This is a genomic window from Streptomyces sp. NPDC046887 (genome assembly GCF_040644755.1).
Taxonomy (GTDB): domain Bacteria; phylum Actinomycetota; class Actinomycetes; order Streptomycetales; family Streptomycetaceae; genus Streptomyces; species Streptomyces lichenis.
The window spans coordinates 1-23,208 of sequence record NZ_JBEYXH010000057.1 but is presented as its reverse complement, the minus strand read 5'-3'; the positions used below and the strand labels follow the sequence as shown (position 1 = coordinate 23,208).

At 72.3% G+C, this 23,208-nt stretch carries 20 protein-coding genes and 1 riboswitch; of the genes, 5 read left to right on the top strand and 15 right to left on the bottom strand.

Annotated features, from left to right (window positions below; genetic code table 11):
- Positions 1-42: 42 nt before the first annotated feature.
- On the top strand, positions 43-1,536 hold the full coding sequence (locus ABZ945_RS31610; protein ID WP_361276668.1) for an MFS transporter: 1,494 nt from the start codon (positions 43-45) through the stop codon (positions 1,534-1,536).
- Between the two features lie 114 nt (positions 1,537-1,650).
- Here the strand turns inward: ABZ945_RS31610 and ABZ945_RS31605 are convergent, their stop codons facing one another.
- The gene (locus ABZ945_RS31605; RefSeq protein ID WP_361276665.1) at positions 1,651-2,256 is read right to left on the bottom strand and encodes a GNAT family protein; all 606 of its coding nucleotides are present in this window, start codon (positions 2,254-2,256) and stop codon (positions 1,651-1,653) included.
- On the bottom strand, positions 2,253-3,443 hold the full coding sequence (locus tag ABZ945_RS31600; RefSeq protein WP_361276662.1) for a ThiF family adenylyltransferase: 1,191 nt from the start codon (positions 3,441-3,443) through the stop codon (positions 2,253-2,255). The genes ABZ945_RS31605 and ABZ945_RS31600 overlap by 4 nt, the downstream gene beginning before the upstream one ends.
- 155 nt (positions 3,444-3,598) lie before the next feature.
- Here ABZ945_RS31600 and ABZ945_RS31595 point away from each other — a divergent pair, with 155 nt between their 5' ends.
- Complete coding sequence (locus tag ABZ945_RS31595; protein WP_361276660.1) at positions 3,599-4,441, top strand: PhzF family phenazine biosynthesis protein; 843 nt, start codon at positions 3,599-3,601, stop codon at positions 4,439-4,441.
- A 3-nt stretch (positions 4,442-4,444) separates the two neighbouring features.
- Here ABZ945_RS31595 and ABZ945_RS31590 read toward each other — a convergent pair whose 3' ends face one another.
- Together ABZ945_RS31590 and ABZ945_RS31585 are read right to left on the bottom strand one after the other, a co-directional pair.
- Positions 4,445-5,227 (bottom strand): type II CAAX endopeptidase family protein, encoded by a 783-nt coding sequence (locus ABZ945_RS31590; RefSeq protein WP_361276658.1) that lies wholly within the window; start codon positions 5,225-5,227, stop codon positions 4,445-4,447.
- Positions 5,228-5,312: 85 nt separating this feature from the next.
- The gene (locus tag ABZ945_RS31585) at positions 5,313-6,818 is read right to left on the bottom strand and encodes a glutamate-cysteine ligase family protein (protein WP_361276655.1); all 1,506 of its coding nucleotides are present in this window, start codon (positions 6,816-6,818) and stop codon (positions 5,313-5,315) included.
- Between the two features lie 539 nt (positions 6,819-7,357).
- On the opposite strand from ABZ945_RS31585, the gene ABZ945_RS31580 reads away from it, so the two are divergent.
- Positions 7,358-7,972, top strand: a complete 615-nt coding sequence (locus ABZ945_RS31580) for a hypothetical protein (RefSeq protein WP_361276653.1) — start codon at positions 7,358-7,360, stop codon at positions 7,970-7,972.
- Between the two features lie 283 nt (positions 7,973-8,255).
- Positions 8,256-8,462, top strand: a complete 207-nt coding sequence (locus ABZ945_RS31575) for a DUF5999 family protein (RefSeq protein ID WP_282576730.1) — start codon at positions 8,256-8,258, stop codon at positions 8,460-8,462.
- Between the two features lie 116 nt (positions 8,463-8,578).
- Here the strand turns inward: ABZ945_RS31575 and gcvP are convergent, their stop codons facing one another.
- Complete coding sequence (gene gcvP, locus ABZ945_RS31570; protein ID WP_361276650.1) at positions 8,579-11,464, bottom strand: aminomethyl-transferring glycine dehydrogenase; 2,886 nt, start codon at positions 11,462-11,464, stop codon at positions 8,579-8,581.
- Positions 11,465-11,642: 178 nt separating this feature from the next.
- Positions 11,643-11,741, bottom strand: a riboswitch (glycine riboswitch).
- A gap of 113 nt (positions 11,742-11,854) precedes the next feature.
- On the opposite strand from gcvP, the gene ABZ945_RS31565 reads away from it, so the two are divergent.
- Positions 11,855-12,223: a PRC-barrel domain-containing protein gene (locus ABZ945_RS31565; protein WP_361276647.1), complete on the top strand. Its 369-nt coding sequence runs from the start codon at positions 11,855-11,857 to the stop codon at positions 12,221-12,223.
- A 6-nt stretch (positions 12,224-12,229) separates the two neighbouring features.
- Here ABZ945_RS31565 and ABZ945_RS31560 read toward each other — a convergent pair whose 3' ends face one another.
- The 10 genes from ABZ945_RS31560 to ABZ945_RS31515 form a co-directional block, all read right to left on the bottom strand.
- On the bottom strand, positions 12,230-13,807 hold the full coding sequence (locus tag ABZ945_RS31560) for a DNA polymerase IV (RefSeq protein ID WP_361276644.1): 1,578 nt from the start codon (positions 13,805-13,807) through the stop codon (positions 12,230-12,232).
- A gap of 68 nt (positions 13,808-13,875) precedes the next feature.
- A complete protein-coding gene (locus ABZ945_RS31555) occupies positions 13,876-14,547 on the bottom strand; it encodes a MerR family transcriptional regulator (protein WP_361276641.1) in 672 nt (223 codons plus the stop codon).
- 223 nt (positions 14,548-14,770) lie between these two features.
- A complete protein-coding gene (locus ABZ945_RS31550; protein WP_248634112.1) occupies positions 14,771-15,244 on the bottom strand; it encodes a bifunctional nuclease family protein in 474 nt (157 codons plus the stop codon).
- A 109-nt stretch (positions 15,245-15,353) separates the two neighbouring features.
- Complete coding sequence (locus ABZ945_RS31545) at positions 15,354-16,058, bottom strand: MerR family transcriptional regulator (protein ID WP_361276638.1); 705 nt, start codon at positions 16,056-16,058, stop codon at positions 15,354-15,356.
- Between the two features lie 65 nt (positions 16,059-16,123).
- Positions 16,124-17,068, bottom strand: a complete 945-nt coding sequence (locus ABZ945_RS31540; RefSeq protein ID WP_361276690.1) for an FHA domain-containing protein — start codon at positions 17,066-17,068, stop codon at positions 16,124-16,126.
- Positions 17,069-17,150: 82 nt separating this feature from the next.
- The gene (locus ABZ945_RS31535) at positions 17,151-18,005 is read right to left on the bottom strand and encodes a DUF881 domain-containing protein (protein ID WP_361276687.1); all 855 of its coding nucleotides are present in this window, start codon (positions 18,003-18,005) and stop codon (positions 17,151-17,153) included.
- Positions 18,006-18,376: 371 nt separating this feature from the next.
- Positions 18,377-18,709, bottom strand: coding sequence for a small basic family protein (locus tag ABZ945_RS31530; RefSeq protein ID WP_105867961.1), 333 nt, complete (start codon positions 18,707-18,709; stop codon positions 18,377-18,379).
- Complete coding sequence (locus ABZ945_RS31525) at positions 18,706-19,659, bottom strand: DUF881 domain-containing protein (RefSeq protein WP_361276635.1); 954 nt, start codon at positions 19,657-19,659, stop codon at positions 18,706-18,708. The genes ABZ945_RS31530 and ABZ945_RS31525 overlap by 4 nt, the downstream gene beginning before the upstream one ends.
- A 100-nt stretch (positions 19,660-19,759) precedes the next feature.
- Positions 19,760-22,255, bottom strand: coding sequence for a mannose-1-phosphate guanyltransferase (locus ABZ945_RS31520; RefSeq protein ID WP_248634108.1), 2,496 nt, complete (start codon positions 22,253-22,255; stop codon positions 19,760-19,762).
- 124 nt (positions 22,256-22,379) lie between these two features.
- A complete protein-coding gene (locus ABZ945_RS31515; protein WP_248634107.1) occupies positions 22,380-22,988 on the bottom strand; it encodes a CDP-alcohol phosphatidyltransferase family protein in 609 nt (202 codons plus the stop codon).
- Positions 22,989-23,208 lie beyond the last annotated feature (220 nt).

The following is a 23,208-nucleotide window of genomic DNA, read 5'->3' as shown; positions in this document are numbered from 1 at the left end:
GACGGCAGGGCTCCCCGATTCCTCACATCAGGAGTCCCCGTCGTGTCTTCCTCCGCGCCCGGCAACGAGCCGCAGCGCACCACCCAGCGCCCGGACCACCCGGCACCCGGACGACCGAAGACGGCCTTGGCCGCCCGGATCGCCCTGCTGGTGCTGCTGACCGCCGAGCTCATGGACATCCTCGACCAGTCGGTCATCCTGACCGCCCTGCCCGCCATCCAGGAGTCGACCGGCGCCGGACCGGCAGCGGTGCAGTGGCTGACCACCGGCTACTCACTGCCCGTCGCCGTCGGGCTGATCACCGGCGGCCGCCTCGGCGACCTCCACGGCCGGCGCAGGATCCTCCTCGTCGGCACCGCCGTGTTCACCACGGCCTCACTGCTGTGCGGTCTGGCCACCGGACCGGGTGTGCTGATCGGGGCCCGCGCCCTCCAGGGCGCCGGGGTCGCCCTGATGATCCCGCAGGTCCTGGCCACCCTCCATGTCACCTTCGACGGCGAGGCCCGCAGCAAGGCCTTCGGCCTCTACGGGGCCGTCCTCTCGCTCGCCAACGTCCTGGGCCCGGTCCTGGGCGGCCTGCTCACCGAGGCCGACCTGTTCGGCCTGTCCTGGCGGCCGATCTTCCTGGTCAACCTGCCCGTCGGCCTCGCCGTGCTGCTTCTGGGACGCACCTTCGTCCCCGAGTCGACCGTCCGGAAGGCCGACCGGCTCGACCTCACCGGCATGGTGCTGTCGGCGCTGGCCGTCCTCCTGATCCTCTTCCCGCTCACCGAGGGCCGCACCCACCACTGGCCGCTGTGGTGCTTCGCCATGCTCGCCACCGGCCTGCTCGCGCTCGGCGTCTTCCTGCGCCACCAGCGGCGCAGGCGGCACGACGCTCCGCTCGTGCCGCTGTCGCTCTTCCGGGGCCGGCAGTTCTCCGGCGGCCTGGCCGCGCAGCTGGTGCACGGCCTGCTGTGCGGACTGTTCTTCATGACCTGGACCCTGTACCTCCAGCGCGGACTGGGCATGAGCCCCTTCCACGCGGCCCTGGCCTTCGTGCTGCTCTCCCTGGGAGAGCTGGCCGGTGCGACGATCGCGGCGAGGAGCGGCGGACGCTTCGCCCGCCGGATGCCGCAGGCCGGAGCCCTGGTCGCGCTCGCCTCGATGGTCGCCTACGCCTTCCAGGCCGACGGAGGTCAGGCGGACCTGACCCTGGTGGCGATGACGGCTCCGGTGGTCCTGATCGGCTTCGGTCTCGGCATGGTCAGCGGTCCGCTCGCCGACATGTCGCTGGCCGGGGTCCCGTCCCAGGAGGCCGGAGCCGCCTCGGGCCTGTTCAACACCGCCATGCACCTGGGCATCGCCCTCGGCACCGCGCTGACCGCGCTGGTGTTCTTCGCCGCCACCGGTGGCTCAGCCGACGCCGCACTCCACCGCGGCGCTTTCCTCGGTGTGCTGTGGTGGGTCGGCGGCCTCCTCGCGCTGATGTGGGCCCTGATGTTCTGCCTGCCCGAGCCGGCGAACAGCCGGAAGCGGGCCCACCGCGCGGGCTGAGGCCGGGCCGTACGGAATCCCGGGGCGTCCGGGATTCCGTACGCGTGTCAACGCCTCGCCCGTCACCGGATCCCTCTCCCTCCGTCGGCGCGGGAAAGCCGGGCCTCACCCGCCTCAGACGGCCGCCAGCCGGCCGGCCCCGTCCAGGATCCGCAGCTCGGCGGGGGTGGCCGTCGGCCGCCACTCCGGCGCCAGGGCGGCGTAGGTGGAGACATCGTGCCAGCGCCCCTGGGTGTGGAACAGCTGGCGCAGGGTGGCCTCCGGACGCAGCCCGGCGGCGAGCATCACCTCGCGCATCCGGCCGTGGTCGACCCGGTGCCCGGCCCAGATCCGGTGCAGCCCGAGCGGGCCGAAGCCGTACGCCATGAGCAGCCGCCCGGCCTCGTAGCCGTGCCCCCGCACCGGCGCGTCGGGCAGCAGCACCAGCCCGGTGAGCATGGCGTTGCTGCCGTACTCCTCGACCAGCAGCCCCATGGTCCCCACCAGGGTGTCGCCGCCCGGTGCGCAGACGGCGAGGGTGTGGCGGCGGCGGGGCCGGTCGTACGGCTGGGCCAGGGTCCGCGCGAAGGCCTCCTCGGCCTGGCGCTCGTCCATCCGGTCGACCCCCAGGTACCGGGTGAGCACCGGATGGGTGTGGATCCGCGCGAACGGGGCCAGGTCGACCGGCCTCAGCTCGCGCAACCACAGGTGCTCGCCGTGCAGTTCGGGGACACCGCTCATGAGGCGGCACCCTGCGCGGTGCGTACGGCTCCGGCCGCGCCGCCGACCAGGGCCTCCAGGTCCACGTAGTACCGCCCGGAGGGCACCGGCGCGCCGAGCAGTACGCGCCGGGCGGCGTCGGCGACCAGGGCGCCGCCGAGCGCCACCCCGCTGGCCAGTTGCGGCCAGCTGGACAGGGTCCGGCCGATCCGGCCGAGCGCGTCGGTCATGGCCGGGCTGAGTCGGCTCTCGTCCACGATCCGCAGCAGCAGCTCTCGCGAGGCCCCGGCGTCCAGGCTCAGGACGTCCCGGGCGGTCACGGCCCCCGCCCGGCCGTGGAACAGCGGGCGGTCCGGCTCCAGGTCAAAGCGCTCGACGTCCAGCAGCCCCCGGTCGTTGGCGTCCATCAGCACCGGCACCCGCCGGGCGCGGGCGTGTTCGCGGGCGGCGGCCTTCACCCAGAGGGTGTCGCACTCCTCCACCAGCAGATCCAGCCCGACACCGGGCGCACCGGGCGCGCCTGGCCCGTCGAAGAAGTCCCCGATGGTCTCCTCGGTCACCCCGGCGCGGTGGATCTCGATGTCCAGATAGGGGTCGATCTCGTACATCTGCCGTGCGCACAGCACGGTCTTCTCCACGCCGAGGTCGTGCACTCCGGCCCGCAGCCGGTTGAGGTTGGCGAGGCCGACCCGGTCGAAGTCCGCCAGCCGGAACGATCCACCGACGCCCTCCAGGGCGCAGGTGAGGGCCGCGCTGTTCCCCACGGACAGCCCGATCACACCGATCCGCCGCCCCAGCAGCCGTTGCTGCTCGGCCCGGGTGATCTTGTCGCGGTTGCGGTCGGTACGGACCAGCCGGAACTCCTCGGCCGGCAGCAGATGCACCAGCCGCCCGGTCCACGGGTACCAGACCCAGGTCCCGTACCGCCGGCTCGGCGCACCGCCGTACACCTCGGCCACCGCCCGCTCCAGCCGCTCCCGTTCCCAGCGCTCACCGGGCGCCGAGCAGCGCACCCACTCCGCCACCTGCTCGTCGATGCGGTCGTGCACCTCCCGCACCAGGCCCGAACCCAGCAGCGCCGCGAGGGCCGCTTCGGCGGCGGGTTCGGCGGCGTCCAGCAGCAGGGGGCGGAAGGTGTCCGTGCGGGCGGACGAGGGCACCGGAGGGGTCGCGGGAGCGGTCGCGGCGGAGGTCTCTGAAGGGATCACGGGCCGGGACGGTATCAGCCAGATGATCTTGGCTTGCCCACCGTCACCCGGCCGCGCACCCTCGAAAGGATGCGCGAGCCGCGGCCATGGGCCCCGGTCCAGTCACCGCCGATTGGCCTTGGCGGCCCCGCCCTCCGCCGCCCTACCGTCGGCCCATGCGCATCCGAATCGTCGACGCCTTCACCGACCGCCCCTTCGCCGGCAACCCGGCCGGTGTGGTCCTCCTCCCCGACAGCCCCACCACCGCCTCCCCGGACGGCTTCCCGGAGGACCGCCGGCTCCAGCGGGTGGCCGCCGAGGTGAACCTCTCCGAGACCGCGTTCGCCCGCCCGCTCCCACCCGGGGGCGAGGCCGACTGGGCGCTGCGCTGGTTCACCCCGGTCGCCGAGGTCGATCTGTGCGGGCATGCCACGCTCGCCACCGCCCATGTGCTGCACACCAGCGGCCGGGCCACCGGAACCGTCCGGTTCGCCACCCGCAGCGGGGTGCTGACCACGACCGCGGAGGCGGACGGCACCCTGGCCATGGACTTCCCGACCTCGTCGCTGACCCCCGTCCCGGCCCCCGACGGCCTCGCCGAAGCCCTGGGCGCCGAGGTGCTCTCCGTCCAGGACACGGCCGCCCATATCGGCGATCTGCTGGTGGAGCTGGCGGACGAGAGGACGGTACGGGGACTGGCGCCCGACCACCCCCGGCTGGCGGCGCTGTCCGACCGGGGCGTCATCGCCACGGCCGCCGCCGAGGACCCGGGGCGCGGTTATGACTTCGTCTCCCGCTGCTTCTTCCCCGCGCTGGGCATCGACGAGGACCCGGTGACCGGCAGCGCCCACACCGCGCTGGCGCCGTTCTGGTCGGCCCGCCTGGGCCGCGCCGAGCTCACCGGCTTCCAGGGCGGGTCCCGTACCGGCCTGGTCCGCACCCTGCTGCGCGGTGAGCGCACCGTCCTCACCGGCCGCGCGGTCACCGTCATCGACGGCGAACTGCTCACCGGACCGTAGGCCTCAGGCGGTCGGCAGCCAGTCCACCCGCCCCGCCAGCAGCCCGTAGCCGACGAAGGCCACGATGTCGAGCAGCGCGTGGGCCGCCACCAGCGGCCCCACCCGCCCCCACTTGCGGTACAGCCAGACGAAGACCACTCCCATCACCAGGTTGCCGACGAAGCCGCCGATGCCCTGGTAGAGGTGGTACGAGCCGCGCAGCACCGAGCTGGCGGCCAGCGCGGCCATCGGCGACCAGCCCAGCCCGTCCAGCCGGCGCAGCAGATAGCCGACGACGATGACCTCCTCCACCACGGAGTTCTGGATCGCCGACAGCACCAGCACCGGGTACTTCCACCACACGTCGGGCAGCGACTCGGGCACCACCGTCAGATTGGCCCCGACTCCCCGGACCACCAGGTAGAAGGCGAGGCCCGCGCTGCCGATGCCGGCCGCCACCAGCGCGCCCCGCCCCAGGTCCGACCAGGGGCGGCGGCGGTCGAAGCCGATGGCCCGCAGCCCGGGCGCGCCCTCCCGGGTGAGCAGATGGGCCACCAGCACCACCGGCACCAGCGCGGTGGCGATGCCGAACAGCTGCCAGGCGAGGTCCAGCCAGGGCCGCCCGGGCGCGTAGGAGCCGTTGAGGGTGGCCGCCTGGTCCTTCAAGCCCTCGGGCCTGGTCAGCGAGCCGATGAAGCTGATGAGCGCCGAGGCCGCGCTCGCCCCCAGCGAGAGGGCCAGCACGATCCAGGTCTCGGACCTCAGGGTCCGCTGTGAGACGCCCTCCGCGGGAAGGGTTGCTGCCACGTGCCCGTACACCTGCCTCCGGTCGGATGCCGCCTGCCGTAGCCGACAGCTTGCCCGACGCCCGGCCGGTCCCGCTCAACGGGGGTCAGTCGTCGCCGATGCCGACCGGCCAGGTGTGCACGGGCTCGCCCTGCCGCATCAGCCGGCAGTACTGGCGGGTGGTGGCGGCCAGCGCCGCGTCCCGCTCCAGGCCCTCCTCCAGGGCCTGGTGGAAGGTGTCCACCTGCCAGGAGGCGCCGTTCACCCCGCGTCGGCACCGCTGCTCGATGATGCCGAGGTAGCGGTCGCGGTCGGCCTTCTCCACGCCCCAGGCGTCCAGCCCGGCGGCGGCGAGCGGCAGCAGTTCGTCGCGGACCAGCTTCACCGCCGGGACGGTGGTCACCCCGCCCGCGCGGCCGGGCCGAGGCCAGGTCAGTTCGGCGTCGATGCCGTGCCGGCAGGCGGTGTCGAAGTTGCGGGCCGCGTCCTCGAAGGCGAGCCGCCGCCACACCGGGCGGGCGTCGTCGGCGAGCGCCCGGATCAGCCCGTAGTAGAACGCGGCGTTGGCCACCACGTCCTCCACGGTCGGCCCGGCCGGCAGCACCCGGTTCTCCACCCGCAGATGCGGCACGCCGTCCACGACCTCGTACACCGGCCTGTTCCAGCGGTAGACGGTGCCGTTGTGCAGCACCAGCTCCTGGAGCTGCGGCACCCCGCCGGCGTCCAGCACGCTCAGCGGTTCCTCGTCGTCGCAGATCGGCAGCAGCGCCGGGAAGTAGCGGACGTTCTCCTCGAACAGCTCGTAGGCGGAGGAGACCCACCGCTCGCCGAACCAGGTGCGCGGCCGTACGCCCTGCGCCTGGAGCTCCGGCGGGCGGGTGTCGGTGGCCTGGGTGAACAGCGGCGGACGGGACTCGCGCCACAGCTCCCGGCCGAAGAGGAACGGCGAGTTCGCCCCGACCGCGATCTGTACGGCCGCCAGGGCCTGCGCGGCGTTCCACACGTCGGCGAAGCGGTCGGGGGTGACCTGGAGGTGCAGCTGCACCGAGGTGCACGCTGCCTCCGGCACGATGGAGTTGGCGGTGGAGGTCAGCCGCTCCACCCCGTCGATGTCGAGGGCGAAGCTCTCGCCCCGGGCCGCCGTGATCTGGTCGTTGAGCAGGACGTAGCGGTCGACGTCGGAGAGGTTCGCCGACACCAGGTCCTTCTCGGCGAGTGTCGGCAGAATGCCGATCATCACGATTCCGGCATCGACCTCACGGGCTTTGCGGTGCGCATATGCCAGCCCGGTGCGCAGCTCCTCGGCGAGCTGTTCCAGCACCCGGCCGCCGAGCCGGTGCGGCTGGATGTTCACTTCGAGGTTGAACATTCCCAGCTCGGTCTGGAAATCGCGGCTCGCGATGCGCTCCAGCACCTCGCCATTCATCATCCGCGGCATACCGTCGGCGCCCGCGAGATTGAGCTCGATCTCCAGACCCACGAGATTCCGCGGCTTGTCGAACCGCTTCTCGGCGAGGAGCCGCCCGAGGCCCGTCAGGCACTGCTGGAGCTTCGCGCGGTACCTCTGCCGGTCGGACAGGTCGAACCCGTCCGCCACGACCTTCTCCCCCATCGGAGCGTCCTTCCTCATGGGTGGGGTACGCGGCACCGGCCGCTTGCGTCACGGACCATACTGCCCGCATGGGCTGATCCATAACGCCCGCACCGAAGCCTCTCGCCCGGTAGTCTGGAGAGGACGTCCACGCGGCACATTCCGCAGGCATGAGGCCGCAGGCAGTAACCGCGCCGACGATGCCGCGAAAGGCCGGCCGGAGCCACCGGAAACGAGGGTCGCGATCCAGCCGACCCCGTTCCCGGCAGGAGCGCAGACGGGACCGGTGGCGCGCACGGAGAATCCACAGATACTTCGCGAAACAAAGACCGGATGAGTTCTTGCCGGTAACCACCTCGACAGCTAGCCGAAACAATCGGCGAACGCCCGTCGTATAAACTTCCGCGGGACGAGGCAGAGAGTCGCGCGCCCGGCCCACCGGCCCGGCGGCCACCTCTGACCCCGCTGCCGACAGTGCCGTCCGCGCCCTTCTCCTCCGCAGCACCCTGTCTCCACCTGTCTCCCGCACGCCCGTGTCCGTTGACCGAGAGGCGACCCACATGCCGCTTCAGGTATCCCCTGCCCCCGCGCCCGCCCTGCGCTCCGTCCTCACCGCGCTGGGCTCACCCGTCGTACGCTCCGCGCACACCCCCGCCCTGCGGTCCGTCCAGGGACCGCTGAGCCCCGAACTCCCGCTCCCCGTCCATGTGCTGGACGTCCGGGACGCCCCGACCGCCACCGGTTCGGCCCGGCCGGCCCGGGCCGGGGCGCCGCGCACCCGGCTGGCCGGCTGGCGGTTCCACATCCGCGGCGGCGACCGTGTGGTGGCGGCCGCCGACGCGCTGCCCTCGGCCGACGGCTGGACCGTCTCGCGGTTCTTCGAGGGGCCCTATCTCGCCTCCACCGAACGCGCGTTGCGCCAGGCGGAGACCATGGCGGGCCGCTACCAGCCCCGGCTGCTCTCCGTTCCGGAGCTGTACATGCTGACGCTGTGGCTGCACGGCAACGCCGGGGCCGACCCGGCGGAGGGCACCCCGGCCCCCACCGACCTGCTGGTCCCGCTGGCCCCGGCGCCGCCGGGGATCGCCTCCCATCTGCCGTACCGGGTGGCCGAGTTGCTGCCGGTGATGACGCTGCGGCTGGCTCCTCCCCCGCTGCTGGAGTCCACCGCCTGAGCCGACGAAGGGGGGCCACCCATCGGGCCCACCCGATCGGACTAGTCCAGTGGTGTCAGGCGAAACGGTCCCAAGTGATGGTTCGGTAGAGCTGAACCATCCGCACGGGTGACACGTCATGGAGCTTGAGGAAGCTCTGCTGCGAAATCCCTGCGGACCGCGGTCCGTAGGGCAACACTGGGGGCGGGATCCGTCCACAGGGACCGACGACACACGGGGGGCGGCGATGGACTCCGCGTCAAGCCGCAGGACACATACGACACCGCAGCGAAAGAACCGATCCATGTGCCAGCACCAGCCAGCCTGTCCGACCGCCGACTCCGCCGACCGGGAGGCGGCGCGCCTGCTGGCGCACCATCCGGAACAGGGCTGGAGCCTGCTGTGCAACGGAGTCCTCGTCTTCGAGGACACCGGCGAGCTGCTGCCGGACGGGCAGATCATCGCCCCGCACCGGCCGCTGGGCACAGCGCAGGTGATGACGGCCGCCTGAGCCGCCGCACACCGGACCGGCGCTGACTCCGCACGGGCGCGACCGGAGACAGGACAACGGCCGAGGGCCGGTACGGAATCCTCCGTACCGGCCCTCGGCATGAGCGGTGGTCCTTGTCAGCCCTCGTACTCGTCCAGCGGCGGGCAGGAGCAGACCAGGTTGCGGTCGCCGAAGGCGCCGTCGATCCGGCGCACCGGCGGCCAGTACTTGTCCGCGGCCGAGACCCCGGCCGGGAAGACGGCCTGCTCGCGGGTGTAGGCGTGGTCCCAGTCGCCGCCGAGCGCGGCCGCCGTGTGCGGGGCGTTGCCCAGCGGGTTGTCCTCGGCCGGCCACTCGCCGGAGACGACCTTCTCGATCTCGGCGCGGATGGCGATCATCGCCTCGCAGAACCGGTCCAGCTCGGCCAGGTCCTCGCTCTCGGTGGGCTCGATCATCAGGGTGCCGGCCACCGGGAACGACATGGTCGGGGCGTGGAAGCCGTAGTCGATCAGCCGCTTGGCGATGTCGTCCACGCTGACGCCGGTCGCCTTGGACAGCGGGCGCAGATCCACGATGCACTCGTGGGCGACCAGTCCGTTGGGGCCGGTGTAGAGCACCGGGTAGTGCGGCTCCAGGCGCTTGGCCACGTAGTTGGCGGCCAGCACCGCGACCTGGGTGGCGCGCTTGAGGCCCTCGCCGCCCATCAGCCGGACGTACGCCCAGGAGATCGGCAGGATGCCGGCCGAGCCCCAGGGGGCGGCCGAGATCGGGCCGACACCGGTCTCCGGTCCGGCGCCCGGCTGGAGCGGGTGGTTGGGCAGGTACGGGGCGAGGTGGGCGCGCACGCCGACCGGGCCGACACCGGGACCGCCGCCGCCGTGCGGGATGCAGAAGGTCTTGTGCAGGTTCAGATGGGAGACGTCGCCGCCGAAGTGGCCCGGCTTGGCGAGGCCCACCAGGGCGTTGAGGTTGGCGCCGTCCACGTAGACCTGGCCGCCGGCGTCGTGCACCTGGGCGCAGATGTCGGCGACGTGCTCCTCGAACACCCCGTGGGTGGACGGATAGGTGATCATCAGCACCGACAGCTCGTCGCGGTACTGCTCGATCTTGGCCCGCAGGTCCTCGACGTCGATCTCGCCGTCGTCGGCGGTCTTCACCACGACCACCTTCATCCCGGCCATCACCGCGCTGGCGGCGTTGGTGCCGTGCGCGGAGGACGGGATCAGGCAGACGGTACGGGCGGTGTCGCCGTTGGCGCGGTGGTACGCGCGGACCGCGAGCAGACCGGCCAGCTCGCCCTGGGAGCCCGCGTTGGGCTGGATGGAGACCTTGTCGTAGCCGGTGACCTCGGCCAGCCGCTCCTCCAGCTCGCGGATGAGCGTCAGATAGCCCTGGGCCTGCGCCGCCGGGGCGAAGGGGTGCATCTGGCCGAACTCGGTCCAGGTCACCGGCTCCATCTCGGTGGTGGCGTTGAGCTTCATGGTGCAGGAGCCCAGCGGGATCATGCCCCGGTCCAGCGCGTAGTCCCGGTCGGCGAGCCGGCGCAGATAGCGCAGCATCGCGGTCTCGGAGCGGTGGGCGTGGAAGACCGGGTGGGTGAGGTAGGCGTCGGTGCGCAGCACCCCGGCGGGCAGGGCGTCCTCGGTGGCGGCGTCCAGCGCCTCCACGTCCCCGGTGACGCCGAAGGCGTTCCACACGGCGGCGATCTGGGCGCGGCCGGTGGTCTCGTCGCAGGCGGCGGAGACCTGGTCGGCGTCGACCAGGCGGAGGTTGACCCCGCCGGTGCGGGCGGCGGCGACGATCTCGGCGGCCCGGCCGGGCACCTTGGCGGTGACGGTGTCGAAGAAGGCGCCGTGCGGCAGCTCCACGCCCCCGGCGCGCAGGCCCTCGGCGAGGATCGCGGCGTAGCGGTGGGTGCGCCGCGCTATGGTCTTCAGCCCCTCGGGGCCGTGGTAGACCGCGTACATCCCGGCCATCACGGCGAGCAGCACCTGCGCGGTGCAGATGTTGCTGGTGGCCTTCTCGCGGCGGATGTGCTGCTCGCGGGTCTGCAGGGCCAGGCGGTAGGCCTTGTTGCCGTCGGCGTCCACGGAGACGCCGACCAGCCGGCCGGGCAGGCTGCGGGCGTGCTTGGCCTGGACGGCCATATAGCCGGCGTGCGGGCCGCCGAAGCCCATCGGGACGCCGAAGCGCTGGGTGGTGCCGACGGCGATGTCGGCGCCCAGCTCGCCCGGCGAGGTGAGCAGGGTGAGGGCGAGCAGGTCGGCGGCGACGGTGACGATCGCGCCCAGCTCATGGGCCTGGTCGACGACCGGCTTGAGGTCCCGCACCGCCCCGGAGGCGCCCGGGTACTGGAGCAGCACACCGAAGACGCCGCGCTCGGCGATCTCGGCCGGGATGCCCTCGCTCAGGTCGGCGGTGACCACCTCGACACCGGTGGGCTCGGCGCGGGTCTCGATCACGGCGATGGTCTGCGGCAGCGCGTCCGCGTCGATCAGGAAGACGCCCTGCTTGACCTTGCCGACCCGGCGGGAGAGCGACATCGCCTCGGCGGCCGCGGTGCCCTCGTCCAGCAGGGAGGCGCCGGAGGTGGGCAGCCCGGTCAGCTCGGCGACCATGGTCTGGAAGTTGAGCAGCGCCTCCAGCCGGCCCTGGGAGATCTCCGGCTGGTACGGGGTGTAGGCGGTGTACCAGGCCGGGTTCTCCATGACGTTGCGGAGGATGACCGGCGGGGTGAAGGTGCCGTGGTAGCCGAGCCCGATCATCGGGGCGAGCACCTGGTTGCGGTCGGCCAGCGAACGCAGTTCGGCCAGCACCTCCGCCTCGGTGCGGGCGTCCGGCAGCCCGAGGGCCTCGGTGCTCTTGATGACGTCCGGTACGGCGGCGGCGGTCAGCTCGTCGAGCGATCCGTAGCCGACCTGCGCGAGCATCTTGGCCCGGGCCTCGGCGTCGGGCCCGATGTGCCGCTGCTCGAAGGGGATGCCCTGCTCAAGCTCGGTGAGCGGAGTACGGTTGGCGGTCATCTGCGGGGGCCTCCTGGTCGTCACGACCTGCGAGGGGCACCACGGCGCGGGTGCCCGGACGGCCTCCCCCTCTGTCATCTCAACCTGAGAGCTTCACCGGACCGCCCTGCGGCGGACCGGCTTTCACCGTCGGTGAGGGCAGGTGCCGTCCGACGCCTGCCCTGCTTTCCAGAGTGACCTCGTCCGTGCGGTACGGGGGCCTGAGAGATTCCGGGGAGGATTTGCTCCTTCGGCGCCTCCGACGGTCTTGCTCGGAGGACTCTCCCGCACGGGGTCAGCAGCCGGAACCAGCCTACCAGCGGGGTCCCGGCGCCATCCCTCAAGTGGCCGACGTCACCGTTGTGCCCTTACGTAGTGTCCATGGAGCGGGTGCGACCTGTTGGAGGGACCGTGCAGACCGACATCGATCCGCGCAGCCTGATCGGCCGCAAGGCGTTCGACCGCGACGGGAACAAGATCGGCACCGTGGACGAGGTCTATCTGGACGACGCGACCGGTGTGCCCGAGTGGGCGGCCGTGCGCACCGGCCTGTTCAGCCGGGACGCCTTCGTCCCCCTGGAGCCGAGCGAACTGGTGGGCGAGGAGCTGCGGGTGCCCTACGAGCGGGCGCTGATCAAGGACGCCCCGGACTTCGGCGTGGGCCGCCATCTCTCCCCGCAGCAGGAGGTGCAGCTCTACCACCACTACGGCATCGCCCTGCCGGCCGCGCCGCCTCCCCCGGACCGCGACTTCGGCCGCCTGGCCGGCCAGGACGACTGACCCCGGTCAGCAGAGCCGACCGCCCGCCTCCTCCGACTCCGATTCCGGCTCCGGTACGAGGGGCAGCGGATCGGACGGGCTGAGCAGCGGGTCGTCGGTACGGAAGGTGCGCACCCGCCCGGGCGGCGAGGTGGGCGCCTCGAACCGCACCGTCACCCGGCCGATCCCACTGCCCTGCACCCATCCGGCTCCGTGCTCGGCATGCCGTACGTCCTGCCCCGCCAGCCATTTCCGCGCGCCCTCCTCCGGCTCCGGGACCACACCCTCGGTGCCGCCCCGCGTCCCGGCAGGGAGAACCACCGCGCCCTGGTGCTCCGCCGCGACCGGAGCGACCACTTCCGCACCCGTACCGACCGCCGCCTCCTCCAGGCCCACCCCGGCCCCCGCTGCCCCGCTCCCGCCCGTGTCCACCCCGGCGGGCTCCCCGCCGCCCGAGACGCCGCCCTCGCCCCGTACACCGTCCTCCCGGGCCGTGTCCGCCGCCCTTGCCACCGCCGCCGCCTCACGGGCTTCCGCGGCCTGGGCGAACAGGTCCTCCTGGGTGTAGTCGGCGAGCCCGGTCACGCCCACCCCGAGCAGCCGCACCCCGCCCGTGGTGTCGACCAGCTCCAGCAGCCGGGCCGCCGCCTCCCGCACCACGCCCGGGTCGTCGGTGGGGCCGCGCAGCGTCTCGGAGCGGGTGAGCGTGGAGAAGTCGTAGCGGCGCACCTTCAGCACCACCGTCCGGCCGGAGCGCCCGGCGCCCCGCAGCCGCTGCACGCACCGCTCGGCCAGCCGCTCCACCTCGGCCCGGACCCGCACCCGGTCGTGCAGGTCCACGTCGAAGGTGTCCTCCACCGACACCGACTTGGCGTCCCGCTCGGCGACCACCGGGCGGTCGTCGTACCCCATGGCCATCCGGAACAGCGAGGCCCCGTGCGCCTTGCCCACCAGGCGTACCAGCTCGTCCTCACCGGCCTCGGTCAGCTCGGCCACCGTGGTGATCCCGGCCCGGCGCAGATGCTCGCCGGTCGCCGGGCCCACACCGGGCAGGATGCGCACCGGCTTCGGCCCCAGCAGCTCCCGCTCGGTGCCCGGCTCGATCAGCAGCAGCCCGTCCGGCTTGGCCTGCTCGGAGGCGATCTTGGCGAGCATCTTGGACCCGGCCAGCCCCACCGAGCCGGTGAGCCCGGTGACCGCGTGGATGTCCGCCCGCAGCCGCTCCCCGGTGCGCCGGGCGCCGGCGGCGTCGTCCGCCGCGCCCCCGGCCTCCAGGTCCACGAAGGCCTCGTCCAGGCTGAGCGGCTCCACCAGCGGTGACAGCGCCCGCAGCAGGGCCATCACCTGCTCGCTGACCGCCCGGTAGACGGTGAACCGAGGGACCAGATAGGCCGCGTTGGGCGCCAGTCGGCGGGCCTGCCCGGTGGGCATCGCCGAGTGCACCCCGAAGCGCCTCGCCTCGTACGAGGCGGTCGCCACCACCCCGCGCGGGCCCAGTCCGCCGACCACCACCGGCTTTCCGCGCAGACTGGGCTTCGCCGCCTGCTCGACGGCGGCGTAGAAGGCATCCATGTCCAGATGCAGGATGGTGGGCGCGGCTCTCACACCACTGATGCTGCCGCATCCCACTGACAACCGCCCCGCACACCCGTACGAGTGGCGCGGCCGCCGTCTCAGACCGCCCGGTCGCGCCGGCGCCGCGCCAGCTCGTCGGCCGGATGGTGGCGCACCAGGGTCTCGCCGGTGTCCACCCGCTCGCCGTGCAGCTGCGACAGCGCCGCCTCGACGTCCCGCCAGACCACGTCGACGGCGATCCCGAAGACGCCCTGGCCGCCCTGGAGCAGCGCCACCACCTCGCCGGGCGAGGAGCACTCGTAGACCGTCGCCCCGTCGCTCATCAGCGTCATGTGCTCCAGGTCGCCGCCGCGGGCCCGCAGATGCACCAGGGTGGTGCGGATGTTCTGCAGGGCGACCCCGGTGTCCAGGAAGCGCTTGACGATCTTGAGCAGGACGACGTCCCGGAAGCTGTAGAGGCGCTGGGCGCCCGCCGACCGGCCGGCCCGGACGCTGGGCTCCACCAGACCGGTGCGGGCCCAGTAGTCGAGCTGGCGGTAGGTGATCCCGGCGGCCGCGCAGGCGGTGGGCCCGCGGTAGCCGACCGCCTCGTCGGCGGGCTCGGGGGCCGGGGTGGAAGGGCGGTCCGGACCGCCGTGGGAGAGCGCCGCGCCGCCCGGCGCGCGGTCGGCCGTCTGCCCGTGGGTCTGCCCGTGAAGCGGATACGGCCGCTGCTCCACCGGACCTCGTCCGGGGGCACTCCCCGTCGCACCGTCGCCGCTGATCATCACAACGACCCTCCGTCCTTGACCTGCCACTCGACGGTAGGGAGTCACCGGGGGTGCGTCAACGATCGCCGCGCTCGCCACGCCGAGTGACAATCACCCCGAGAGTGGTTTGGCGTGACCTGGAATCGGGCAAGGATGCGCGTTTCATCAGCGTGTGCGCTGTTTCGGCACGGTCGCGCCCTCCGGAGGGGCACGGTCGCCGCCCCGGTCTCCGAGGCGGCGGAGCTCACTGGCTGCTGGTGCCGAAGTCCTCGGGCGAGATCTGGTCGAGGAACTCGCGGAACTTCTCCACCTCGTCCTCCTGCTCGTCCGGGATGGCGATGCCCGCGTCATCGAGCACGCCGTCGCTCCCGTAGATCGGGGTCCCGGTCCGCAGGGCCAGCGCTATGGCGTCGGACGGCCGGGCGCTCACCTCCACACCGCTGGCGAACACCAGCTCCGCGTAGAAGACACCCTCCCGCAGGTCCGTGATGCGCACCTCGGTGAGCTCCTGGCCCACCGCCTCCAGGACGTCCTTGAAGAGGTCATGCGTGAGCGGCCTGGCAGGGGCCATGCCCTGCTGGGCGAAGGCGATCGCCGTCGCCTCTCCCGCACCGATCCAGATCGGGAGGTACCGGTCGCCTCCCACTTCACGCAGGAGCACGATCGGCTGGTTGGACGGCATTTCCACCCGGACACCGACGACATCGAGCTCGTTCACATGGCAACCCTAGGACGTGCCGGACCGGTTTGGATAGTCGGGCCCCTCCAAGATCGGTTCCGGGGCGCTGCCCGGCCCCCCGTTCCGCGGCCCCGACGGGCCCCGGCGCCTACTGCGGACGGGTTCCCAGGGCCAGCCGGACCAGTGCCGCGTGCAGCCGTACGGACAGCCCGGCCAGCTCCTGCGCGGTGGCCTCGGCATGGGCCCGGGTCTGCGGGTTGCGGTGCCGGCGCAGCGGCGCCACGACCTGCTCGACCAGCCCCGCCTCCCGGTCGGCGGCCGCCTTCACGGCCCGCAGATGGCGGGGTTCCAGACCGAACCGCCGCAGCTCGGCGACCAGCTTGGCGACGGTCACCGCCTCGGGGTCGTACCCGCCGTCCGGGCCGGGCTGGAGCAGCCCGTAGGACTCCCACTCGACCAACTCCCCCTCGCCCACCCCGGCGGCCGCCAGTAGCTCCGGACGGCCGATCCGGACCGGCGGCGGGGGCTCGGGCGGTTCGGCGGCCGGGTGCTCCCACGGCCCGTCCTCCCCGGCCCTGCGGCGCGGCGCGGGCACCGGCGGGGCGGCGGCGGACTCCCCGCCGCGCTCGACGGCGTCCAGATGCTCCCGGATCACCTTCAGCGGCAGATAGTGATCACGCTGCATGCGCAGAATGCGCAGCAGCCGCTCCACGTCCTCGGGGCTGAACTTGCGGTACCCGGACGCGGTGCGGCGAGGCTCCACCAGCCCCTCCGCCTCCAGGAAGCGGATCTTGGAGATGGTGACCTCGGGGAACTCCTCGCGGAGCCTGGTGAGCACCGTGCCGATGCTCACCAGGCGCTCGGCCGCACGCGCGGCACCGTCCCCGGCGCCGCGCGGCAGAGACCTGCCCGGCCGGGTCACACGCCCCGCTGCTGGCTCGCGAAGAAGACCATCCGGTACTTGCCGATCTGCACCTCGTCGCCGTTGTTCAGCGGCACCGAGTCGATCGGCTCCCGGTTGACGTACGTCCCGTTGAGGCTGCCGACGTCGGAGACCGTGAAGCTGCCGTCCGGCGAGCGCCGGAACTCCACATGCCGCCGCGACACGGTCACGTCGTCCAGGAAGATGTCGCTCTGCGGGTGGCGTCCGGCCGTGGTCAGGTCGCCGTCCAGCAGGAAGCGGCTGCCCGAGTTGGGCCCCCGGCGCACCACCAGCAGCGCCGAGCCCAGCGGCAGCGCCTCCACGGCGGCCTGGGCCTCCGGGGAGAGCGACGGCAGCTGCGTCTGGCCGGTGACCTCCGAGTCGTACGCCTCAAGGCCCGAGATGGAGATCGTGGAGGTGGTCTCGGACGCCCGCTCGGGCACCGCACCCGCACGCAGCGGGGCACCGCAGTTGGAGCAGAAACGGCTCGCCTCGGCGTTGCGGTGACCGCACCTCGTACACACCGGCATGGCCGAACCCTCCTGCCGCGGCTGGCCCGCGAGATGCGGGCTGGTGGCGTACGGGTCGGGGGTGAACCCGCCGCCCGCACCCGAGGTCGATGGTTCCCCGAAACCTATGCGGCCTGCCGAGCCAGGGTCAACAGACGCGCCCTGGCCTCCGGAAACGTCACCACCGGGGTGGCCGACCTCATCACGGAACAGGGGGCGCTCGCCGCCCTGCTCCTCACTCTGGCCATGGCGCGGTGCGCGGTGCCGGGCGTTGCCGCCGTCCTCGCGTGCGCTCTTGCCGAACAACTTCGCAAACAACTTCACGGGCGATTCCCCTTGAACGAAACAGACCCGCCCGTGGGGCAGGACGAACCTCGGACGAACACACCTGCCGACCCGGACATTCTCACAACGTCCGTATCCTCCGGACAGTTTCCCTCACGCACCGCGATCTCGGTGCGCCGACCCCCCGCAACCTGGTGCCCCTGGACAACGGCCCCCATACACCCCCGCTTCACTGCGAGGACGACCGAGCGTAGTCAGGCCGCTGCACCGGTCGCAAGGCATCGACAACGATCTTCTCCGACCGGCTCACCACCGCGGTGGCCTGCTCCTTCTCCAGCGTCTGGACGACCCCGCCCGGGATGTTCAGGGCCGGTTCCAGATCCTCCGGCTTCCCGATCACCTCGAACCGGTACGGCGCCTTGATCGCCCGCCCGTCGACCTCGATGCCACCGGGGTCGCCGCTGAAGTAGCTGTTGGCCACCGTCCGCACCCCGTTCACCTCGATGGCCTCGGCACCGGCCGCGCGCAGCTCCTGGATCGCGTCCAGCAGCATGTCCGCGTCGACCGCGCCCGCGCCGTCCTCGACGGTGAGCGTTATCCCCGGCCCCTGCGCGGCGACGGTGCCGGCCAGGATGCCGAGCTGGCGCTCCTTCTCCAGCGTCTGCTTGCGGGCCTCCTCGGCCTGGTCGGAGCTGTTCTCCAGCTCCGTGCGCTGGTCCTCCAGCCGGGCCTTCTCGTCCTCCAGCCGCTGGGTGCGGTCGTCCAGCTCGTCCAGGATGCGCACCAGGTCCTCCTGGCGCGCCCCGCGCAGCGCCTCGTCGTCGCCGGTCGAGCGCACCTGGATGGCAAGACCCAGGCCCAGGCCGAACAGCAGCAGGGCGACGACGAGTTGCGCCCGTGTCACCCGCGGCGGCCACAGCCCGGCCAGCAGCCGCTGGCGACCGGTCACCTCCGGCTCCGGAGTCGGCTTCGGGGCGGCTTCGGCGGTGGGCGGAGGGCCGGACGCCGGGTCCTGGTCCGGTACGGGGCCCGAGGGCCGGTACGCCGCTTCCGGTGCGCCCGCCACCGGCTGCTGCGGCGGCAGCGGCTGATGGACCGCCCGCGGCGGCTGCGGCTGGGCCGGGGGCTGCGGCAGCCGATACGCGGGAGGCTGCTGCCCGTTCGGCGGCAGCGGCCGCGAGGGCTGCGGCTGCGGAGGCCGGGGCTGGGGGTGCTGGGCGGCCTCCGGCTGGGTGCCCGGCAGCCCGGCGGATCCGGACAGCTGTACGGGCGGCTGCGGCCGCTCCGGCGTCGGCTCGGGCCGCGGGGAGTGGGCCGCGGGCCGGACAGGGGTCTCGGGAGGCTGCTGCCCGGAGGCGGGGGGCGGCGGCGGTACGGCCGGCCGGCCCTCGGCCGCCCGGCCGGAGTCCGGCGCGGCCCCGCCCGTCGGGGTCTCGTCGTTGCTGCTCATCGGCCTCACGCCCGGAAGACGTGCCGCCGGATCGCGGCGGCGTTGGAGAAGATGCGGATGCCGAGCACGACGACCACACCGGTGGACAGCTGCGCCCCGACGCCCAGTTCGTCGCCGAGGAAGACGATCAGCGCGGCGACGACGACATTGGAGAGGAAGGAGACGACGAAGACCTTGTCCACGAAGATGCCGTCGAGCATCGCCCGCAGCCCGCCGAAGACCGCGTCGAGCGCGGCGACGACGGCGATGGGCAGATAGGGCTCGACCGCCGCCGGCACTTCGGGCCGGATGAACAGTCCGACCACGACTCCCACGACGAGGCCCAGTACGGCGATCACGATGTGCCCTTCCCTGCTGTGTCGGTCCCGGCCGTCCCGGTCCCGTCCCGGCCCGCGCCCTCACCCGCGCCTTCCCCGGCGAGCCTCGGCTGCGCGATACGGACGATGAGGCTCGGGGCGGCCGGCAGACGTACCTCGCCCTGTTCCGAAATGCTGCTGCGGACACCGTAGTTCTCCCGCAGCACGTCCAGATACGCGCCGTCCGCGCTGTCCTGGAAGGTGGTGTGGAGCCGCTTCGCGTCCCCCACCGCCAGCACCGTGTACGGCGGTGCCAGTGGCCGGTTGTCGACCAGTATGGCGTCGCCCGCGGCACGGATCGCCGACAGGGCGGTCAGCCGCTGGCCGTTGATGGCGACCGCCTCGGCGCCCGACTGCCACAGGCCGTTGACCACCCGCTGCATATCCCGGTCGCGTACCCGCCCGGTGTCGGTGAAGGAGGCGCTCTCCCGCGGCCCGCCGCCGCCCTTGTCACTCGCCTCGGCGTCGTCGATGACGAGTTTCAGCCCCGGACCGCGTACCGGGGTGGCGCCGGACAGCAGTCCGACCACGTCCGCCTGGTCGCCGCCGTGGTCCTGGAGCGCCTGGCGCTGCCGCTCCCCCACCTCGGTGCGCAGCCCCTCGACCTGCTTCTCCAGCTGGTCGGCGGCCGAGGTCTTGGACTGGACGCGGTCGATGAGCTCCTCGCGCTCCTTGGCGACCACCGGGGCCGAGGTACGCGCCTGGGCGGCACCGAGGGTGACCACCAGGGCGGCCAGCACCAGACCGGCCGCGAGCCCCAGCTTGGCCCGCAGGGTGCGCGGCAGCCCGCGGTCCTCCGCCGCCCGGCGGGCCGACGCCTCGGCGTAGCCGTCGTCCAGGGCGTGGTCCATCACATTGGTCAGCAGCGACATGGACGCGTCGGGCCGCGGAGGCGGTGCACCGGTGCTCCGAACGGGGGGCTGCTGCGACATGCCGCACATCGTCGCACGTCGCGACGGGTTCCGCCGAATGGAGTACCGGTGCGCCGCGCCCGGGTCTTTCGACCCCGGGGACGGCGCACCGGTACGGGGATCAGCGGCCGGCGCTCTCCACCACGGCCGCCCACTCGTCCAGCAGGGCCTCGGCGGAGCCGTCGTCCGGCCCCTCGGCCCACAGATGGGTGACCGCCTCGGCCGGGTCCGGCAGGACCATCACCCAGCGGCCGTCGGCTTCCACCACGCGTACACCGTCCGTGGTGTCCACATGCCGGTCGCCGGCCTCCTCCACGACCCGGCGCATCACCAGGCCCTTCACCGCCCACGGGGTGGCCAGATCACGCCTGAGCACATGGGCGCGCGGGATGCGCGCGTCGATCTGGCTCAGGGTGAGCTGGGTACGGGCCACCAGGCCGATGAGCCGCACGAAGGCCGCCGTACCGTCGAAGACGCTGCTGAACTCCGGCACGATGAAGCCGCCGCGGCCGTCACCGCCGAAGATCGTGGAGTCCTCGCGGCCCACCCGGGTCAGGTCGTCGGGCGAGGTGGTCGTCCAGTCCACCTGGGTGCCGTGGTACGCGGCGACCTGCTCCGCGATCCTGGTCGTGGTCACCGGCAGCGCGACCCGCCCGCTGCGCCGCTCGGCGGCCACCAGGTCGAGCAGCACCAGCAGCGCCCGGTCGTCCTCGATGATCCGGCCCCGCTCGTCCACCAGCGACAGCCGCTCGCCGACGGTGTCGAAGCGGACGCCGAACGCGGCCCGCGCCGAGGCCACGATCTCGCCGAGCCGCACCAGCCCGGCCCGCCGGGACTCCGCGGACTCGGTGGGACGCGACTCGTCCAGACCCGGGTTGATGGTCAGCGAGTCGACACCCAGCCGCCCGAGGAGGCTGGGCAGCACCAGTCCGGCGCTGCCGTTCGACGCGTCCACCACGATCTTCAGCCCGGCCTCGGCGACACCCGAGGTGTCCACCGACCGCAGCAGTGATCCCGTATAGGAGTCGTAGACGCTGGACGGGAAGGACAGGTCGCCGATCTCGCCGGGGAACGCCCGCCGGTACTCCTGCCGCGCGAAGACCCGGTCCAGCTTGCGCTGCCCGGCCTGCGACAGATCCGCGCCCCGCTCGTCAAAGAACATGATGTCGACCGAGTCGGGGACGCCCGGCGTGGTCCGGATCATGATCCCGCCGGCGCTGCCGCGGGCGGTCTGCTCGCGGGCCACCGGCAGGGGCACGTTCTCCAGGTCGCGTACGTCGATGGCGCTGGCCTGCAGGGCCGAGATCACCGCCCGCTTCAGCGCTCGCGCGCCTCGCGAGTGGTCACGGGCCGTGGTGACGGTGGCGCCCTTCTTCAACGTGGTCGCGTACGCGCCGGCCAGCCGCACCGCCAGCTCCGGGGTGATCTCCACGTTCAGGATGCCGGAGACCCCGCGCGCCCCGAACAGGTGCGCCTGCCCGCGCGACTCCCAGATGACCGAGGTGTTGACGAACGCGCCGGCCTCGACCGTCTTGAACGGGTAGACCCGCACATTGCCCTGGACAATCGATTCTTCACCGATCAGGCACTCGTCGCCGATGACGGCGCCGTCCTCGATCCGGGCGGCCCGCATGATGTCGGTGTTCTTGCCGATGACGCAGCCGCGCAGATTGCTGTGCTGGCCGATGTACACGTTGTCGTGCACCACGGCCCTGTGCAGGAACGCCCCGGTCTTCACCACCACGTTGGAGCCGACCACGGTGTGCTCCCGCAGCTCGGCGCCGGCCTCCACCTTGGCGTAGTCGCCGATGTACAGCGGCCCGCGCAGCACCGCGTCGGGGTGGACCTCGGCACCCTCCGCGACCCACACCCCCGGCGAGATCTCGAAGCCGTCCAGCTCGACGTCGACCTTGCCCTCCAGCACGTCGGCCTGCGCCTTGACGTAGCTCTCGTGGGTGCCGACGTCCTCCCAGTAGCCCTCGGCGACATAGCCGTAGATCGGCTTGCCTTCCTTCATCAGCTGCGGGAAGACATCGCCGGACCAGTCCACCGACGTGTCCGCCTCGACGTAGTCGAAGACCTCCGGCTCCATCACATAGATACCGGTGTTGACCGTGTCGGAGAAGACCTGGCCCCAGGTCGGCTTCTCCAGGAAGCGCTCGACCTTGCCCTCTTCGTCCACAATGGTGATGCCGAATTCCAGCGGGTTGGGCACCCGGGTCAGGCACACCGTGACCATCGCACCCTTTTCCTTGTGGAACCGGATGAGGTCGGTCAGGTCGAAATCGGTCAGGGCGTCACCGGAAATAACGAGGAAGGCGTCGTCCTTCAGCGCCTCTTCCGCGTTCTTGACGCTTCCCGCGGTGCCGAGTGGCTTCTCCTCGTTGGCATAGCTGAGTTCCATGCCCAGTTCTTCGCCGTCGCCGAAGTAGTTCTTGACGAGCGAGGCGAGGAACTGCACCGTGACCACGGTCTCGTTGAGACCGTGCCGCTTGAGCAGCCGCAGCACATGCTCCATGATCGGTCGGTTGGCCACCGGCAGGAGCGGCTTGGGCATGCTTGAGGTCATGGGTCGAAGGCGAGTGCCCTCGCCCCCGGCCATAACGACGGCCTTCATGTCGGAAGCGTCCTCCTAGCAGATACGACGGTCAAGCCGACCGCGTCCGTCCGGGACCAACCCCCGCTCACGGCAGACAGACGTGTGCGCGACTCGGGCGGCACAACGTCGTGCTCAGACGGACTCAGTCGGCCGCTGCGTCCGCCGTGACTAGTCGGCGGACCTGGACCACATACAGGATTCCTGCCCACCAATAGAGAGTTGTACCCCATCCGGCGAACGCCCACCCGAAAACTTCGGCGAGTGACGCCAGCCAACCACTGCCGTCACTGAGCAGCAGCAACGGGAAGGCGTACATCAGGTTGAAGGTGGCCGCCTTCCCGAGGAAGTTCACCTGCGGCGGCGGATAGCCGTGCCGGCGGAGGATCCCGACCATCACCAGCAGCATGAGTTCCCGCGCCAAAAGGGCGGCCGTGAGCCAGAGTGGCAGGATCTCGCGCCAGGTGAGGCCCACCAGCGTGGAGAGGATGTACAGCCGGTCGGCGGCCGGATCGAGGATGCGCCCCAGGCTGCTGATCTGGTTCCAGCGCCTGGCCAGCTTCCCGTCGAGATAGTCGCTGACCCCGCTCAGCAGCAGCACCAGCAGCGCCCACCCGTCCGCCTTGGGCCCGCCGAACTCCGGCAGGAGGATCAGCCACAGGAAGAGCGGTACGCCGACGAGGCGAGCCATGCTGAGGATGTTGGGGATGGTGAGGACTCGGTCGGTCTGGACGCGAGTCTCCTGAACCTCCACCCGGGGGCCTCCTGGGGGAAACGTGCCGACGATGCTCCCCGACCCTACCGCCAGCCCCACCCCGCCCAGGACGGAGGGTCCCGCCCTCCCCCATCCCCCTCAAAACGCAGAAAAGCCCCGTACCTATACCCGGTACGGGGCTTTCCCACAACAATTGTTCGGCGGTGTCCTACTCTCCCACAGGGTCCCCCCTGCAGTACCATCGGCGCTGAAAGGCTTA

Bases quoted from the DNA above. Each gene is read 5' to 3' on its own strand.
- ABZ945_RS31595 (WP_361276660.1), top strand. From the start codon at position 3,599: ATGCGCATCCGAATCGTCGACGCCTTCACCGACCGCCCCTTCGCCGGC.
- ABZ945_RS31605 (WP_361276665.1), bottom strand. From the start codon at position 2,256: ATGAGCGGTGTCCCCGAACTGCACGGCGAGCACCTGTGGTTGCGCGAG.
- gcvP (WP_361276650.1), bottom strand. From the start codon at position 11,464: ATGACCGCCAACCGTACTCCGCTCACCGAGCTTGAGCAGGGCATCCCC.
- ABZ945_RS31520 (WP_248634108.1), bottom strand. From the start codon at position 22,255: ATGAAGGCCGTCGTTATGGCCGGGGGCGAGGGCACTCGCCTTCGACCC.
- ABZ945_RS31585 (WP_361276655.1), bottom strand. From the start codon at position 6,818: ATGGGGGAGAAGGTCGTGGCGGACGGGTTCGACCTGTCCGACCGGCAG.
- ABZ945_RS31575 (WP_282576730.1), top strand. From the start codon at position 8,256: ATGTGCCAGCACCAGCCAGCCTGTCCGACCGCCGACTCCGCCGACCGG.
- ABZ945_RS31525 (WP_361276635.1), bottom strand. From the start codon at position 19,659: ATGTCGCAGCAGCCCCCCGTTCGGAGCACCGGTGCACCGCCTCCGCGG.
- ABZ945_RS31580 (WP_361276653.1), top strand. From the start codon at position 7,358: ATGCCGCTTCAGGTATCCCCTGCCCCCGCGCCCGCCCTGCGCTCCGTC.